The organism is Burkholderia seminalis DSM 23518 (assembly GCF_902832885.1).
GTDB lineage: Bacteria > Pseudomonadota > Gammaproteobacteria > Burkholderiales > Burkholderiaceae > Burkholderia > Burkholderia seminalis.
The window spans coordinates 260723-273758 of the sequence record NZ_CADFDK010000001.1 but is presented as its reverse complement, the minus strand read 5'-3'; the positions used below and the strand labels follow the sequence as shown (position 1 = coordinate 273758).

At 67.9% G+C, this 13036-nt stretch carries 14 protein-coding genes; 5 read left to right on the top strand and 9 right to left on the bottom strand.

Going from position 1 to position 13036, the window contains the following annotated elements; all coding sequences use genetic code 11:
• Window positions 1–29: 29 nt before the first annotated feature.
• The 9 genes from uraD to HWX00_RS01225 all read right to left on the bottom strand — a co-directional run bounded on the left by uraD (window position 30) and on the right by HWX00_RS01225 (window position 8611).
• Complete coding sequence (gene uraD / locus HWX00_RS01265) at window positions 30–551, bottom strand: 2-oxo-4-hydroxy-4-carboxy-5-ureidoimidazoline decarboxylase (RefSeq protein WP_175027180.1); 522 nt, start codon at window positions 549–551, stop codon at window positions 30–32.
• The gene (puuE, locus tag HWX00_RS01260) at window positions 548–1501 is read right to left on the bottom strand and encodes an allantoinase PuuE (protein ID WP_034188804.1); all 954 of its coding nucleotides are present in this window, start codon (window positions 1499–1501) and stop codon (window positions 548–550) included. Before puuE ends, uraD begins: the two co-directional genes overlap by 4 nt.
• 148 nt (window positions 1502–1649) lie before the next feature.
• Window positions 1650–2441, bottom strand: a complete 792-nt coding sequence (locus tag HWX00_RS01255; RefSeq protein WP_034188805.1) for an aspartate/glutamate racemase family protein — start codon at window positions 2439–2441, stop codon at window positions 1650–1652.
• A gap of 10 nt (window positions 2442–2451) precedes the next feature.
• Entirely contained in the window at window positions 2452–3936 is a 1485-nt protein-coding gene (locus HWX00_RS01250; RefSeq protein WP_069706305.1) for an NCS1 family nucleobase:cation symporter-1, read from the bottom strand.
• Between the two features lie 149 nt (window positions 3937–4085).
• Entirely contained in the window at window positions 4086–4790 is a 705-nt protein-coding gene (locus HWX00_RS01245; protein ID WP_034188807.1) for a GntR family transcriptional regulator, read from the bottom strand.
• Between the two features lie 307 nt (window positions 4791–5097).
• Window positions 5098–6036 (bottom strand): muramoyltetrapeptide carboxypeptidase, encoded by a 939-nt coding sequence (ldcA, locus tag HWX00_RS01240; protein WP_034188808.1) that lies wholly within the window; start codon window positions 6034–6036, stop codon window positions 5098–5100.
• Window positions 6037–6118: 82 nt separating this feature from the next.
• Window positions 6119–6715 carry a tRNA adenosine(34) deaminase TadA gene (gene tadA / locus HWX00_RS01235; protein WP_049034427.1) on the bottom strand — a complete coding sequence of 199 codons (597 nt, stop codon included), beginning with the start codon at window positions 6713–6715 and terminating at the stop codon, window positions 6119–6121.
• Window positions 6712–7113, bottom strand: coding sequence for a DnaJ family domain-containing protein (locus HWX00_RS01230; protein WP_034188809.1), 402 nt, complete (start codon window positions 7111–7113; stop codon window positions 6712–6714). The genes tadA and HWX00_RS01230 overlap by 4 nt, the downstream gene beginning before the upstream one ends.
• Before the next feature lie 280 nt (window positions 7114–7393).
• On the bottom strand, window positions 7394–8611 hold the full coding sequence (locus tag HWX00_RS01225) for an MFS transporter (protein WP_175027179.1): 1218 nt from the start codon (window positions 8609–8611) through the stop codon (window positions 7394–7396).
• 289 nt (window positions 8612–8900) lie between these two features.
• Between HWX00_RS01225 and HWX00_RS01220 the strand changes: the two genes are divergently transcribed.
• Genes HWX00_RS01220 through HWX00_RS01200 form a run of 5 tightly spaced genes read left to right on the top strand, consistent with a single transcriptional unit; the run spans window position 8901 to window position 12966 of the window.
• Entirely contained in the window at window positions 8901–9671 is a 771-nt protein-coding gene (locus HWX00_RS01220) for a GntR family transcriptional regulator (protein WP_034188811.1), read from the top strand.
• The gene (locus HWX00_RS01215; RefSeq protein ID WP_175027178.1) at window positions 9668–11407 is read left to right on the top strand and encodes a fumarate reductase/succinate dehydrogenase flavoprotein subunit; all 1740 of its coding nucleotides are present in this window, start codon (window positions 9668–9670) and stop codon (window positions 11405–11407) included. Before HWX00_RS01220 ends, HWX00_RS01215 begins: the two co-directional genes overlap by 4 nt.
• 11 nt (window positions 11408–11418) lie before the next feature.
• Window positions 11419–11664 (top strand): 4Fe-4S dicluster domain-containing protein, encoded by a 246-nt coding sequence (locus HWX00_RS01210; RefSeq protein ID WP_034188813.1) that lies wholly within the window; start codon window positions 11419–11421, stop codon window positions 11662–11664.
• Between the two features lie 31 nt (window positions 11665–11695).
• A complete protein-coding gene (locus HWX00_RS01205) occupies window positions 11696–12691 on the top strand; it encodes a HEAT repeat domain-containing protein (RefSeq protein WP_175027177.1) in 996 nt (331 codons plus the stop codon).
• Window positions 12688–12966, top strand: a complete 279-nt coding sequence (locus HWX00_RS01200) for a gamma-butyrobetaine hydroxylase-like domain-containing protein (protein ID WP_069706312.1) — start codon at window positions 12688–12690, stop codon at window positions 12964–12966. Before HWX00_RS01205 ends, HWX00_RS01200 begins: the two co-directional genes overlap by 4 nt.
• The last annotated feature ends 70 nt before the right edge of the window (window positions 12967–13036 follow it).

Here is a 13036-nt window from a genome sequence, read left to right as displayed (position 1 = left end):
CGCCGCGACACAGCGGGCCGTGCGCGGTGTCAGGCGTCGATCAGGTCGTCGAGGCGAAAGCGCGCGATCCGGTAGATCTGGTCGAGGCTCGCACGCAGTTCCTCGGTGCGCGAATGATTCACGCGCGACTCGAAGTTCGCGATGATGCCGTGGCGGTCATAACCGCGCACCGCGAGGATGAACGGGAAGCCGAACTTCTCGCGATACGTGCGGTTCAGCGTCAGCAGCTTGTCGAATTCGTCCTGCGTGCACTGGTCGAGGCCCGCACCGCTCTGCTCGCGCGTCGACTCGGCCGTCAGCTCGCCGCGCACGGCGGCCTTGCCGGCCAATTCCGGGTGAGCGTTGATCAGCGCGAGCTGGCGCGCTTCGCCGCCCGTTTCCACCGCGTCCGCCATCGTCTTGTGCAGCGCGTCGATGCTCGCGAACGGCCGCTCGCCCGCGGCGACCTCGGCCACCCACGGCGAATGTTCGAAGATCCCCGACAGCGCCGCGACAAATGCGCTCGGCGCCATCGTGTTCAGTTGTTCCAACGTGTAGCGCATCGCCTTCATGCTTTCCCTTCGTCTTGATGATTGGGCTGATACGGATGATGTTCACGCCAGTGACGCGCGATATCGACACGGCGCGTCACCCAAACGCGATCGTGCTTCTCGAGGTGATCGAGAAAACGCTGCAGCCCGCGGAACCGGCCCGGCCGGCCGAGCAGCCGGCAATGCATGCCGATCGACAGCATCTTCGGCGCCTCGTCGCCCTCCGCGTACAGCACGTCGAATGCGTCGCGCAGGTAGTCGAAGAAGTGATCGCCGGTGTTGAAACCCTGCGGCGTCGCGAAGCGCATGTCGTTCGTGTCGAGCGTGTACGGCACGATCAGTTGCGGCGACGTGCCGCCGCCCGACACCTTGACGTCCATCCAGAACGGCAAGTCGTCGCCGTAGTTGTCGGAGTCGTACAGGAAGCCGCCGTATTCCGCGACCAGGCGGTGCGTATTGGGGCTGTCGCGGCCGGTATACCAGCCGAGCGGACGCTCGCCCGTCACGCGCTCGATCGCTTCCATCCCGAGGCGCATGTGCTCCGCTTCGAGTTCCGGCGTCATGCTCTGGTAGTGGATCCAGCGCCAGCCGTGGCACGCGATTTCATGGCCGAGCTCGACGAAGGCGCGCGCGAGCTCCGGATGACGCTCGATCGCCATGCCGACGCCGAAGACCGTCAGCGGCATCCCGCGCTTCTCGAATTCGCGCAGGATGCGCCACACGCCGGCCCGCGAACCGTATTCGTAGATCGACTCCATGCTCATGTGGCGGTCCGGATACGCGGCCGCGCCGACGATTTCGGACAGGAACTGCTCGGAGCCCGGATCGCCGTGCAGCACGCAGTTCTCGCCGCCCTCCTCGTAGTTCAGCACGAATTGCACGGCGACGCGGGCGCGCCCCGGCCAGTTCGCCTGAACGGGATGGCGGCCGTAGCCGATCAGGTCGCGAGGATAGTTGGGATCGAGTGACATGGGTTCGAAGTACGGCGAAAGCGGGCTGAAATAATGGGTTCGCATCGACCGCGCGGCGCCGGAAGCCGGCCGCACGAGCCGATGCGATGACGGCCCAGTGTAGCGAAAACGTTCATACGCGCCCATACAGCGACGCAGATAGTGCGTGTCAGACGGTGTGTATGTGCGGTTGCGGCAAATTCGGGACCGGCTCCGCCGCCTCCCCGTCCGGCGGGCTGAAGCGGGCGAATGCGCCGTCGTAGCGTTTCGCCAGCGGCCGCGCGTAATCGCCGCGTTTCGCGGTCGCGAGGCGCAGCGCGACGAGCGCCTCGGCCCACTTGACGGCCGCCGTGACGCCTTCGACCACCGGCGCGCCGATCTGCTGCTCGATCTCGTGCGCGAACTCGGCCATCCCCGCGCAGCCGAGCACGATCGCGTCGGCGCCGTCCTCGTCGAGCGCGCGCCGGCATTCGTCGACGATGATCCGGCGCGCGGCCGAGCCCGGCCGGTCGAGTTCGAGCACCGCGACGTCGGTCGCGCGCACGTTGCGGCAGAAGCGCTTCATCCCGTAGCGCTCCGCGAGGTGCCACGCCATCCCGCAGGTGCGCGCGAGCGTCGTGACGACCGAGAAGCCCGGCGCGAGCACGCTCGCCGCATGCATCGCGGCCTCGGCGATGCCGATCACCGGCCCGCGCGCGAGTTCGCGCGCCGCGTACAGGCCGGGGTCGCCGAAGCACGCGATCACATAGGCGTCGCAGCCGTCGCGCTCGCCCTGCGCGATCTCGGCGAGCAGCCCCGGCGTCGCGAGCGCCTCGTCGTAATAACCTTCGATCGACGGCGGCCCCATCGGCGGGCTCACCGCGACGATCTCCGTGCCCGCGGCCGCGACCTCGCGGGCGCAGCGCCCCATCGCGTCGGTCATCCGCTGCGTCGTATTCGGATTGATCAGTCGGATCTTCATCGCACGCTCCTCACGCCTTCGTGCTCACGAGCAGCCGGTAGAACACGAAGCCGAGCCCCGCGCCGATGAACCAGGAAAAATTCGCGGCGGCCTGCCAGCCCGGCACCATCACGCAGACGACCGCGATCACGGCCGCCGGCAGCAGCGCGGCGAGCGCGCGGCGGTTCACGCCGCCCGTATACCAGTAGCTGCCGCTCTCCGACATCGTGTACAGGTCGTCGCGCACGAGCCGGCCGCGCTTGACGAGATAGAAGTCGGCGATCAGCACGCCGTACAGCGGGCCGATGAACGCGCCGAGCACGTCGAGCGTGTAGTGGATCACGGCCGGGTTGTTGAACAGGTTCCACGGCGTGATGAAGATCGACGCGACGGCCGCGAGCATCCCGCCCGCACGCCAGCTGATCAGCCGCGGCGCGACGTTCGAGAAGTCGAACGCGGGCGACACGAAGTTCGCGACGATGTTGATGCCGATCGTCGCGATCGTGAACGTCAGCGCGCCGAGGATCACCGCGGTCGGATGGTCGATGCGGCCGACCGTCTCGACCGGGTCGGTGATCAGTTCGCCGAACACCGGCAAGGTTGCCGCCGTCGTGATCACCGTGACGAGCGAGAACGCGAGGAAGTTGACGGGCAGCCCCCAGAAATTGCCGCGCTTCACGTCGCCGAACGAGCGGCAGTAGCGCGAGAAGTCGCCGAAGTTCAGCATCGGCCCGGAGAAGTACGACACGACCAGCGACACCGCCGTGATCATCACCGGGATCACTTCCGCGCCGTGATACTTGACGCCGCCGAGGTTGATGCCGATGTTGCGCCAGCCCGCGCGCCACACCATGTAGCCGGCGAGGATGAACATCACGACGTAGACCGCCGGGCCGGCGAAGTCGATGAACTTCTTGATCGTCTCCATCCCGTTCCAGAACACGAACGCCTGAAGCACCCACAGCAGCATGAAGCCGGCCCAGCCGACCGCCGACAGCCCGAGGAAGCCGTAGCGATGGACGTCCGCGTACGGCAGCCATTGCGGGAAGAACTTCAGCACGACGATCACGAGCGCGCTCGACGCGAGATAGGTCTGGATGCCGTACCACGCGATCGCGATCAGCCCGCGGATCACCGCCGGCACGTTCGCGCCGAGCACGCCGAAGGTCGCGCGGCACGCGACCGGATACGGCACGCCGATCTGCTGGCTCGGTCGCGCGATCAGGTTGCACAGCGCGTTCACGAGGCCGATGCCGACGATCAGCGCGATCAGCACCTGCCAGCTCGTCAGCCCGAGCGCGAACAGGCTGCCCGCGAACACGTAGCCGCCGACGCTGTGCACGTCCGACATCCAGAACGCGAAGATGTTGTACGCGCCCCACGTCTGATTCTTCAGGGGTGCCAAATCTTCGTTGTACAGACGTTCGCTGTAACCATCCGGCAGCGTCGGATCGCCGCCCTCGCCGCCTTCTTTCGCCGGAAAGGCGCTCTCGTGCGCCACACTGAACTGAGCCATGACTTCTCCTTGACGCGGCCGGGCGGCCGCTCCACCGTCATCGATATCGCTCCGGATCGTCGCCCGGAGTCGGACCAGCGGCCCGCGGCAAATACCGCGGGCCTGCATTTCGCTCGTTCTGTGGCGCGCGGCCGGGTTCGCGTCGCCGCTCAGGCGCCGCCGAACACTTCGCGCAAATCGACCTGCCCTTGCGCGGGCCGGTCCAGCATCTTCAGTTCGACATGCTGCAGGTGGCGCGCCATCAGCGTCACCGCCTGCTTCGGGTCTCCCGCCTCCAGCGCGGCGAGGATCTCGTCGTGGTCGTCGCACGAGCACGGGCTGCGCCCGTGCGATTCGTACAGCGCCGACATCAGCGTCGAGCGTGCGACGAGCCCTTCGAGGCACGCGCTGAGCGTCGCATTGCCCATCAGCGTGGCGAGCGCCGTGTGGAATTCGCCCGACAGCCGGATCCACGCCGCGAAGTCGTGCCGCTCGAACGCCTTGCGTTCCTTGTCGATCAGCGCGGCGACGCCCTTGAGCCGCTTCGCGCCGGGCCCGGTTGCCAGCCGCTCGACCACCGCCAGCTCGATGATCCGGCGCATCTCGAACACCTCGTGCACGTCCTGCAGCGTCGGGCTCGCGACGAACGCGCCGCGGTTCGGCTCGAGATCGACCAGCTTGTCGGTCGCGAGCTGCGCGAGCGCCTGGCGGATCGTCCCGCGCTTCACGCCGAACACGTCGCAGAGCTGCGCCTCCGTCAGCTTCGCGCCGGGCGCGAGCCGGTGCTCGAGGATCGCGGTGCGGATCCGCTCGGCGATCGCTTCGGGACCGGCTGCGCCGGACGGCTGGGAATCGGGCTCGTTCATGATCTGCATCGTGTGATGGTCCTCATCCTAGGGCGGACATAAAGATTGTCAACAATTCTTTTCCGGGATTTCGCACAATCGGCGTGCATCGACGCGACCCGGTTCGGTGCAGGATGCGCTTATTCCATGCAAGACAAGCCTCACATGCCTGTCGGAGGCCTTTCCTGTCGTATACCCGACCGGCCATTTTGTTGACAAAACTGGTGCATACCCGGGCAACAATCGGTCGTGCGTCGACGAAAATTTTCGACCGTTAGTTGCGCATTTACATAAAGAAAAAGGCGGGAAACCCGCCTTTCGATCGATCGCGCCTGCATCAGCCGAGATGCGGGTAGTCCGACAAGGTCAGCCGGAAGCCGTGCGCATTCGCGACCAGTTGCGCCTGCGCGCCGAACGGCAGCGTCAGCAGGTCGGGCACATGGCCGAACTGGAGCCCCGTGACGACCGGGATCCCGATCACCGCTCGGACCTGGTCGATCATGGCCTGCATGTCGTAGCCGTTGTCGTACTCGAACGGCCGCGCGCCGGTGAACTGGCCGAGCACGAGCGCCTGCTGGCGCGCGAGCAGCCCCGACAGGTGCAACTGGTAGATCATCCGCTCGATCCGGAACGGCTGCTCGTTGACGTCCTCGATGAACAGGATGCCGCCTTCGATGTCGGGCATGTACGGCGTGCCGATCAGCGACGTCAGGATCGCGAGGTTGCCGCCCCACAGCGTGCCCGTCACGTTCGCCGCCTGCACCTGCGGCGCCTCGGTGACGATCGTCGTGCCCGGCTGCGTCAGCGTCTGCCAGAAGTGCTGCATCGTGAAGTCGCTCGGCGTTTCCGCGCCGAAGTCGGCGGACAGCATCGGGCCGCCGAACGTCTTGATGCGCGCCTTCGCATACAGCGCGAGCTGGATCGCGGTGAAGTCGCTGTGGCCGACGAGCGCGACCGGCTGGTCGCGCAGCCGGCGCTCGAGCCCGCGGTAGTCGAGCCCGTGCAGGATCCGCGCGGCGCCGTAGCCGCCGCGCACCGCGAGCGCGATGTCCGGCAGCGGCCGCTCGGGATCGGCGAGGCGGTTCAGGTCGCCTGCCCGCTCCCCGTCGGTACCGCCGAACCGCTGGTAGCGCCGCTGCGTCGCCTCGATGTTCTCGATGCGATGCTGCGCGGTGCTGAGGCGTTCGAGCGCGCGATTGATCGCGTCCGGGTCGTGCGGATAACCGGACGGCGCCAGCAGGCGGATGGTATAGGACGCGGCGGGCTGGAAGGACATGGGGGAAAGGTGTCGGGTCGTCAAACCTGCTTAGAGGGTCCGAACCGTCTCCGGTTCACGGCGCCGTGCCTGACGGGTGGGCTTATGACGCGCCGGGTGCGGCATCGCGGGCGAGCCGCGCCTCGCGCAGCGCGCGGCGGCGCTCGGCGAAGAACGACTTCAGCGCGGCGCCGCACTCGTCGGCGAGCACGCCGCCCGTCACTTCGGTATGGTGGTTGAGCTGCGGATTCGCGAACGCGTCGATCACGCTGCCGCACGCGCCCGTCTTCGGATCGGCGGCGCCGTAGACGACCCGCGCGATGCGCGCATGCATGATCGCGCCCGCGCACATCAGGCACGGCTCCAGCGTCACGTACAACTCGCAGCCGGGCATCCGGTAATTCCGCAGATGCTGCGCGGCCATCCGCAGCGCGGCCATTTCCGCATGCGCGGACGGGTCGTGCCCGCCGATCGGATGGTTGAAGCCGCGCGCGATCACTTCGTCGCCGCGCACGAGCACCGCGCCGACCGGCACCTCGCCGGCCGCGCGCGCCTCTTCGGCGGCGGCCTGCGCGAGCCGCATGAAATGCAGGTCGCGCGCCGACACGGGCGTGGCTTCGGGAACAGGTGTATCGGTGGCCGGTTCGGCCGCCGGAGCGGTTGCCGACCGGGCTGCGTCGTGCAGCGCGTCGGACGTCACATCGGCCCCGTGTCGGCGGGCGCTTCGTCGAGCCCGCGCTCGCACAGGCGCTCCGCGATGCGCCGGCAGTAGTCGCGCGGCATCACCATCGGGCCGCCGCGCAGCGATTCGAGCGCCATGTCGAGCGCGAGGATCTTCGCCTGCAGCCGGCAGCGCGCGGCACGGTCGCTGACCGCCTGCACTTCGTCATGCAGGTTGCGCAGCGCGCGCAATTGTTCGACGGCCGGCGGCACGAAGCCCGCGTTCTTCAGGATACGGTTGGCCACCCGCACCTCCTCGGGCACGAGCAGGTCGTCATCCAGCGCCTGCGGCGCGCCGGTACCCGGCAAATCGTCGAACTCGCCCCGCGCGGCGGCGGCGGCGATACGTTGTTCGACCAGGGCGTCAAGCAATCTCATCAGTCAATCGGAACAATGCGGCAGGCCGAATTCTAGCAGGGTGACGCGGCTATGACAGGCCCTTCGAATATATGCTCGATATTGTGCTTTTTAGGGGCCGAATCGCCACGCATGCACGCCGATCACCGTCAAATGCCGCTCTGCTGCGCCGCAGCGGGCCGAGCGCCGTGCGGGCCGCTCCAGACGCAAACGGCGTCGGGCCCTGTTTTCTATTCGTGACGAGGCGCGCCGGACCGCGCCGGTCCGACGAAACGGCAGCCGTTCCGTTTCCGCCGCCGCATCAAGCGGCCGCCGTTTCCGGCCGCGTTTTCGCGAACGGGCGAAACATCATCGCGATCAGGAACGCGCCGAGGCCGATCGCGAACGAACCGAGGTACAGCCAGCCGTAACTGCCGAACGTATCGACGATCAGGCCGCCGGCGACCGGGCCCGCGGCCATCCCGAGGCTGCCGGCCATCGCGCAACCGCCGATCACGGTGCCCATCATCCGCAGCGGGAAGTTCTCGCGCGCGAGCACCGCATACAACGGCATCACGCCCGCATAGATGAAGCCGAACAGCGTCGCGACCGCGTAGAACCCGTCGAGCGAGCGCACGAAGTAATAGCCGAGCGCGCCGAGCGCCTGCGCGAGCAGCCCCGCCACCAGCATGCGCTTCGCGCCGAGGCGGTCGCCGAGCATGCCGAACGCGATCCGGCCGCCCATCCCGGCGAGCCCCTCGACGCTGTAGATCGACACCGCGACGATCAGCGGGATGCCGCACGTGACCGCGTAGCTGACCGTGTGGAAGATCGGGCCCGAGTGCGTCGCGCAGCAGAAGAAGTTGGTCAGCAGCAGGATCATGAACTGCGGCGAGCGCAGCGCATCCGCGACCGACATCGCCGCCGGTGCGCCGGCAGCCGAAGGCGCGGCGTGCGCGGAGGCAGGGTCGAGCGCGGGCGGCCGCCGTACCAGGAGCGACACCGGAATCATCACGACGGCCGCCAGCCCGGCGATCAGCAGCATCGACGTGCGCCAGTCGCGCACCGACACGAGCCACGCGGCGAGCGGCGCCATCGTCATCGGCGCCATTCCCATGCCGGCCGACACGAGCGACACCGCGAGGCTGCGGTGCGTGTCGAACCAGCCCGTCACGCACGCCATCATCGGCGCGAATATCGCGGCCGTCGCGCCGCCGACGGCCAGGCCGAAGGCCAGCTGGAACGCGAACAGCGACGGCGCGCGGCTCGCCAGCGCGAGGCTCGCCGACAGCAGCACCGCGCCCGCGAGGACGACCGGCCGCGTGCCGATCCGGTCCGACAGGCTGCCCCACGCCATGCTCGCGAAGGCCATCGCGATGAAGCCGAGCGTCATCGCCGTGGAAATGCCGGTCATCGACCAGCCCGTGTCGCGCGCAATCGCGCGCAGGAACACCGGCAGGGAAAACATCGCGCCGATCGCGACGCAGCCCATCAGGCCGCCCGCGGCGACGATCACCCAGCGGTAACGGGAATCCGTCATTTGGCGCCTCCTTGTCCGTTTCGGCCATCCTCGGAAACCGGGTACAGGCCGCATGTGCGGCGCCATACCCGGTCGACATGGATACGACGGGCGAATCATCGGGAAATCGACATCCGCGGGTCACGAGCCGGCGATTTTTCATTGTCGGCCAATCCGCGCGGCCGGCAACGAACCGGTCACGCGTTCGCCCCGCTTTGCCGGAATCGGAAATTCGTTATCGGAAATGGTTGGTTTGGCCGCGCGGCCACGCTGACTACACTCGGTCCATCTTGTCATAACAAGTTGATCGATGACCGCATCCAACGTCGTGCCGCTGTCGGCGGCCCCGCTCTACGTACAGATCAAGGACATGCTGCGCGCGCGCATTCTCGACGGCACCTATGCGCCGCACAGCCGGATGCCGTCCGAGCACGAGCTGTGCGCGATGTTCGACGTCAGCCGCATCACGGTGCGCCAGGCGCTCGGCGACCTGCAGAAGGAAGGACTGCTGTTCAAGCTGCACGGCAAGGGCACGTTCGTGTCGAAGCCGAAGGCGTTCCAGAACGTGACGTCGCTGCAGGGCTTCGCCGAGGCGATGTCGTCGATGGGTTACGAGATCGTCAACCAGTTGCGCAGCTTGCGCACCGTGAAAGCCGACCGCCATCTCGCGACCAAGCTGAACGTGCCGGAAGGCGCGCCGCTCGTCGAGATCCACCGCGTGCGGCTGCTGAACCGCGAACCGGTGTCGCTCGAACAGACCTGGGTGCCGGAAGCGCTCGGCAAGCGCCTCGCGGGCGCCGATCTCGCGACCCGCGACATCTTCCTCGTGCTGGAAAACGACTGCGGCATCCCGCTCGGCCATGCCGACGTGTCGATCGACGCGATCCTCGCCGACGACGAGATCGTCGATGCGCTGCACGTCGAGGACGGCAGCCCCGTGCTGCGCATCGAGCGCCTCACGCACGACGCGTCGGGCGCCCCGATCGACTACGAATACCTCTACTTCCGTGGCGACGCATTCCAGTACCGGCTGCGCATCGACCGGCAAAAACCACGCAAATCTGCAAGGAAACAGCGATGACAACCCAGGTTCACGAATACGACGTCGTCGTGGTCGGCGGCGGCACGGCCGGGCCGATGGCGGCGATCAAGGCGAAGGAGCGCGACCCGTCCCTGCGTGTGCTGCTGCTCGAGAAGGCCCACGTGAAGCGCAGCGGCGCGATCTCGATGGGCATGGACGGCCTGAACAACGCGGTGATCCCCGGTCATGCGACGCCCGAACAGTACACGCGCGAAATCACGATCGCCAACGACGGCATCGTCGACCAGGAAGCCGTGTACGCGTACGCGGCGCACAGCTTCACGACGATCGAGCAGCTCGACCGCTGGGGCGTGAAGTTCGAGAAGGACGGCACCGGCGACTACGCGGTGAAGAAGGTCCATCACATGGGCTCGTACGTGCTGCCGATGCCGGAGGGGCACGACATCAAGAAGGTGCTGTACCGGCAACTGAAGCGCGCGCGCATCGCGATCACGAACCGGATCGTCGCGACGCGCGTGCTGACCGATACGCAGGGCCGCGCAAGCGGCGTGCTCGGTTTCGACTGCCGCACCGCCGAGTTTCACGTGATCCGCGCGAAGGCCGTGATCCTCTGCTGCGGCGCGGCCGGCCGCCTCGGCTTGCCGGCATCGGGTTACCTGATGGGCACCTACGAGAACCCGACCAACGCGGGCGACGGTTACGCAATGGCCTATCACGCGGGCGCCGCGCTCGCGAATCTCGAATGCTTCCAGATCAATCCGCTGATCAAGGACTACAACGGCCCGGCGTGCGCGTACGTGACGGGCCCGCTCGGCGGCTTCACCGCGAACGGCAAGGGCGAGCGCTTCATCGAATGCGACTACTGGAGCGGCCAGATGATGTGGGAGTTCTACCAGGAACTGCAGAGCGGCAACGGCCCGGTGTTCCTGAAGCTCGACCATCTCGCGGAAGAAACGATCCAGACCATCGAGCAGATCCTGCATACGAACGAACGGCCGAGCCGCGGCCGCTTCCACGCGGGGCGCGGCACCGACTACCGCAGCCAGATGGTCGAGATGCACATCTCCGAGATCGGCTTCTGCAGCGGTCACAGCGCATCGGGCGTGTACGTGAACGCACGCGCGGAGACGACCGTGCCGGGGCTCTACGCGGCCGGCGACATGGCGGCCGTCCCGCACAACTACATGCTCGGCGCGTTCACGTACGGCTGGTTCGCCGGGCAGAACGCGGCCGACGACGTGGCCGGACGCGACCTTGCGCCGGTGGACGACGAACAGGTCGAGGCCGAACGCGCCCGCGTGATCGCCCCGCTTCTGCGCGAACACGGCCTCGCGCCGGCGCAGGTCGAATACAAGCTGCGCCGCATGGTGAACGATTACCTGCAACCGCCGAAGGTGACGCGCAAGATGGAAATCGGGCTGCAACGCCTTGACGATATTACTGAGGATATCGAACAGATCAAGGCCGGTCATCCGCACGAACTGATGCGGGCGGCCGAAGTGCGCGCGATCCGCGACTGCGCGGAAATGGCCGCGCGCGCGTCGCTGTTCCGCACCGAGAGCCGCTGGGGGCTGTACCACCATCGTGTCGACTTCCCGCATCGCGATGACGCCGAATGGTTCTGCCACACGTGGCTGCGCAAGGATGCCGATGGTGCGATGCGCAGCGAGAAGCGGCCGGTCGAACCGTACGTCGTGCCGCTGGCCGACGACGATCGCGGTGCCTACACGAATCTGCGCATCCGCGAACCGGCCGCGCTCGCGACTGCCCTCTAAGGAACCCTACCGTGCCCCATACCCCGCACGACATCTTCCTGCGCAGCAGCGCACCCGTGACGATCGACGAGGAACGCTGCATCGCCGACAAGGGGTGCACCGTCTGCGTCGACGTGTGCCCGCTCGACCTGCTCGCGATCGACGTGACCAAGGGCAAGGCCTACATGCAGTTCGACGAATGCTGGTACTGCATGCCGTGCGAGCGCGATTGCCCGACCGGCGCAGTCAAGGTCGAGATCCCTTACCTGCTGCGCTGACCGCGTACGTCAACGCCCTTTTTCTTCGCTCATGACCGACTCTCCTTTCGCCGCACCGCTACCCGGCGCACACGAGCGCGACCCGGCCGCGCTCGTCGCCCGCCTCGCCGCGTCCGACGCATCCGTGCGCCGCGTCGCGCTGTTCGAACTCGCGGATCTCGAGGATCCCGAACGCGTGCCGGCGTTCGTCGCCGCGCTGCGCACCGACCCGTCGGCCGACGTGCGCGGCGAAGCCGCCCGCGTACTCGGTGCGTGGGAACAGCCCGACGTCGTCGAGGCGCTGTGCGGCGCGCTGCTCGATCCGGACGACGACGTGCGCGCCGCCGCCGCCCAGAGCCTGTCCGAACTGAAGGATCCGGCGTCGGGTCCCGTACTGTGCCGCTGGGCCGACCGGCCCGAGCCGTTCGTGCGCCGTGCCGTGCTGCGCGGATTGCGCGAGTTGCGCGACCCCGGTGCGTTCGCACCCGCGCTGCATGCGCTCGAGGCCGAGCCCCCCGCCGTGCGCGCCGAAGCCGTCACGGTGCTCGGCTGGCTCAAGGATCCGCGCGCGCTTTCGCCGCTCGCGCGCATCGCGACGGCCGATACCGATGCGGACGTGCGACGTGCCGCGGTCGGCTCGATCGGCTTCGCGGCAGCCGGCGATGCGGCCGTCATCGATGCGCTGTTCGCCGCGCTGCGCGATCGCGCATGGCAAGTACGCGAGGAAGCAGCCACCACGCTCGGCAAGCTGCGCGTGACGCTGGCACGCGAGCCGCTCGTCGCCGCGCTCGACGACGACTACTGGCAGGTGCGTCTGCGCGCAGCACGCGCACTCGGGCAGTTGCGCGACGCGGCTGCGGCGCCGGCCGTCGTCGCGCTGCTCTCGCATGCGATCAGCAATCTGCGCAAGGAAGCCGCGCTCGCGCTCGGCGAATTGGGCGACCCTGCGACGCTGCCCGCCCTGAACGATGTGCTCGAGGATCGCGACCCGGAAGTCCGCAAGGCCGTACGGATCGCGATCCGGCAAATCGGCGACGCGCCCCGATGATCGCGCCGACCGAAATCGCGCTCGACCATCCGGCAGGCGCGCTCATGCTGCGCTGGCCCGACGGCGCAACGCAGCGCATCGGCTATGCGCGATTGCGCTCCGAATGCCCGTGCGCGGCATGCCGACGCATCCGGCGTGACGGCGGTCGCGTCGATGCCCGGCCCGACCTGACGCTCGAAGGCGTGGAGCCGGCCGGCTACGGCGTGCGCTTCATGTTCGGCGACGGCCACGCGCGCGGCATCTATCCGTGGCCCTATCTGGCGGACATCGACTAGCAGCCGCCGCGCGGGTTCGCGGGCGCGATGGCACGCGTGTGGAAACGCTGCGATACTGACGCCCACGAAC

What these genes read in the sequence shown, in the direction of transcription:
- puuE (WP_034188804.1), bottom strand. Translation starts at nt 1,501, where the DNA reads ATGTCACTCGATCCCAACTATCCTCGCGACCTGATCGGCTACGGCCGC.
- ldcA (WP_034188808.1), bottom strand. Translation starts at nt 6,036, where the DNA reads ATGTCCTTCCAGCCCGCCGCGTCCTATACCATCCGCCTGCTGGCGCCG.
- HWX00_RS01230 (WP_034188809.1), bottom strand. Translation starts at nt 7,113, where the DNA reads ATGAGATTGCTTGACGCCCTGGTCGAACAACGTATCGCCGCCGCCGCC.
- HWX00_RS01220 (WP_034188811.1), top strand. Translation starts at nt 8,901, where the DNA reads ATGACCGCATCCAACGTCGTGCCGCTGTCGGCGGCCCCGCTCTACGTA.
- HWX00_RS01255 (WP_034188805.1), bottom strand. Translation starts at nt 2,441, where the DNA reads ATGAAGATCCGACTGATCAATCCGAATACGACGCAGCGGATGACCGAC.
- HWX00_RS01205 (WP_175027177.1), top strand. Translation starts at nt 11,696, where the DNA reads ATGACCGACTCTCCTTTCGCCGCACCGCTACCCGGCGCACACGAGCGC.
- HWX00_RS01215 (WP_175027178.1), top strand. Translation starts at nt 9,668, where the DNA reads ATGACAACCCAGGTTCACGAATACGACGTCGTCGTGGTCGGCGGCGGC.
- HWX00_RS01200 (WP_069706312.1), top strand. Translation starts at nt 12,688, where the DNA reads ATGATCGCGCCGACCGAAATCGCGCTCGACCATCCGGCAGGCGCGCTC.
- uraD (WP_175027180.1), bottom strand. Translation starts at nt 551, where the DNA reads ATGAAGGCGATGCGCTACACGTTGGAACAACTGAACACGATGGCGCCG.
- HWX00_RS01245 (WP_034188807.1), bottom strand. Translation starts at nt 4,790, where the DNA reads ATGCAGATCATGAACGAGCCCGATTCCCAGCCGTCCGGCGCAGCCGGT.
- HWX00_RS01225 (WP_175027179.1), bottom strand. Translation starts at nt 8,611, where the DNA reads ATGACGGATTCCCGTTACCGCTGGGTGATCGTCGCCGCGGGCGGCCTG.
- HWX00_RS01250 (WP_069706305.1), bottom strand. Translation starts at nt 3,936, where the DNA reads ATGGCTCAGTTCAGTGTGGCGCACGAGAGCGCCTTTCCGGCGAAAGAA.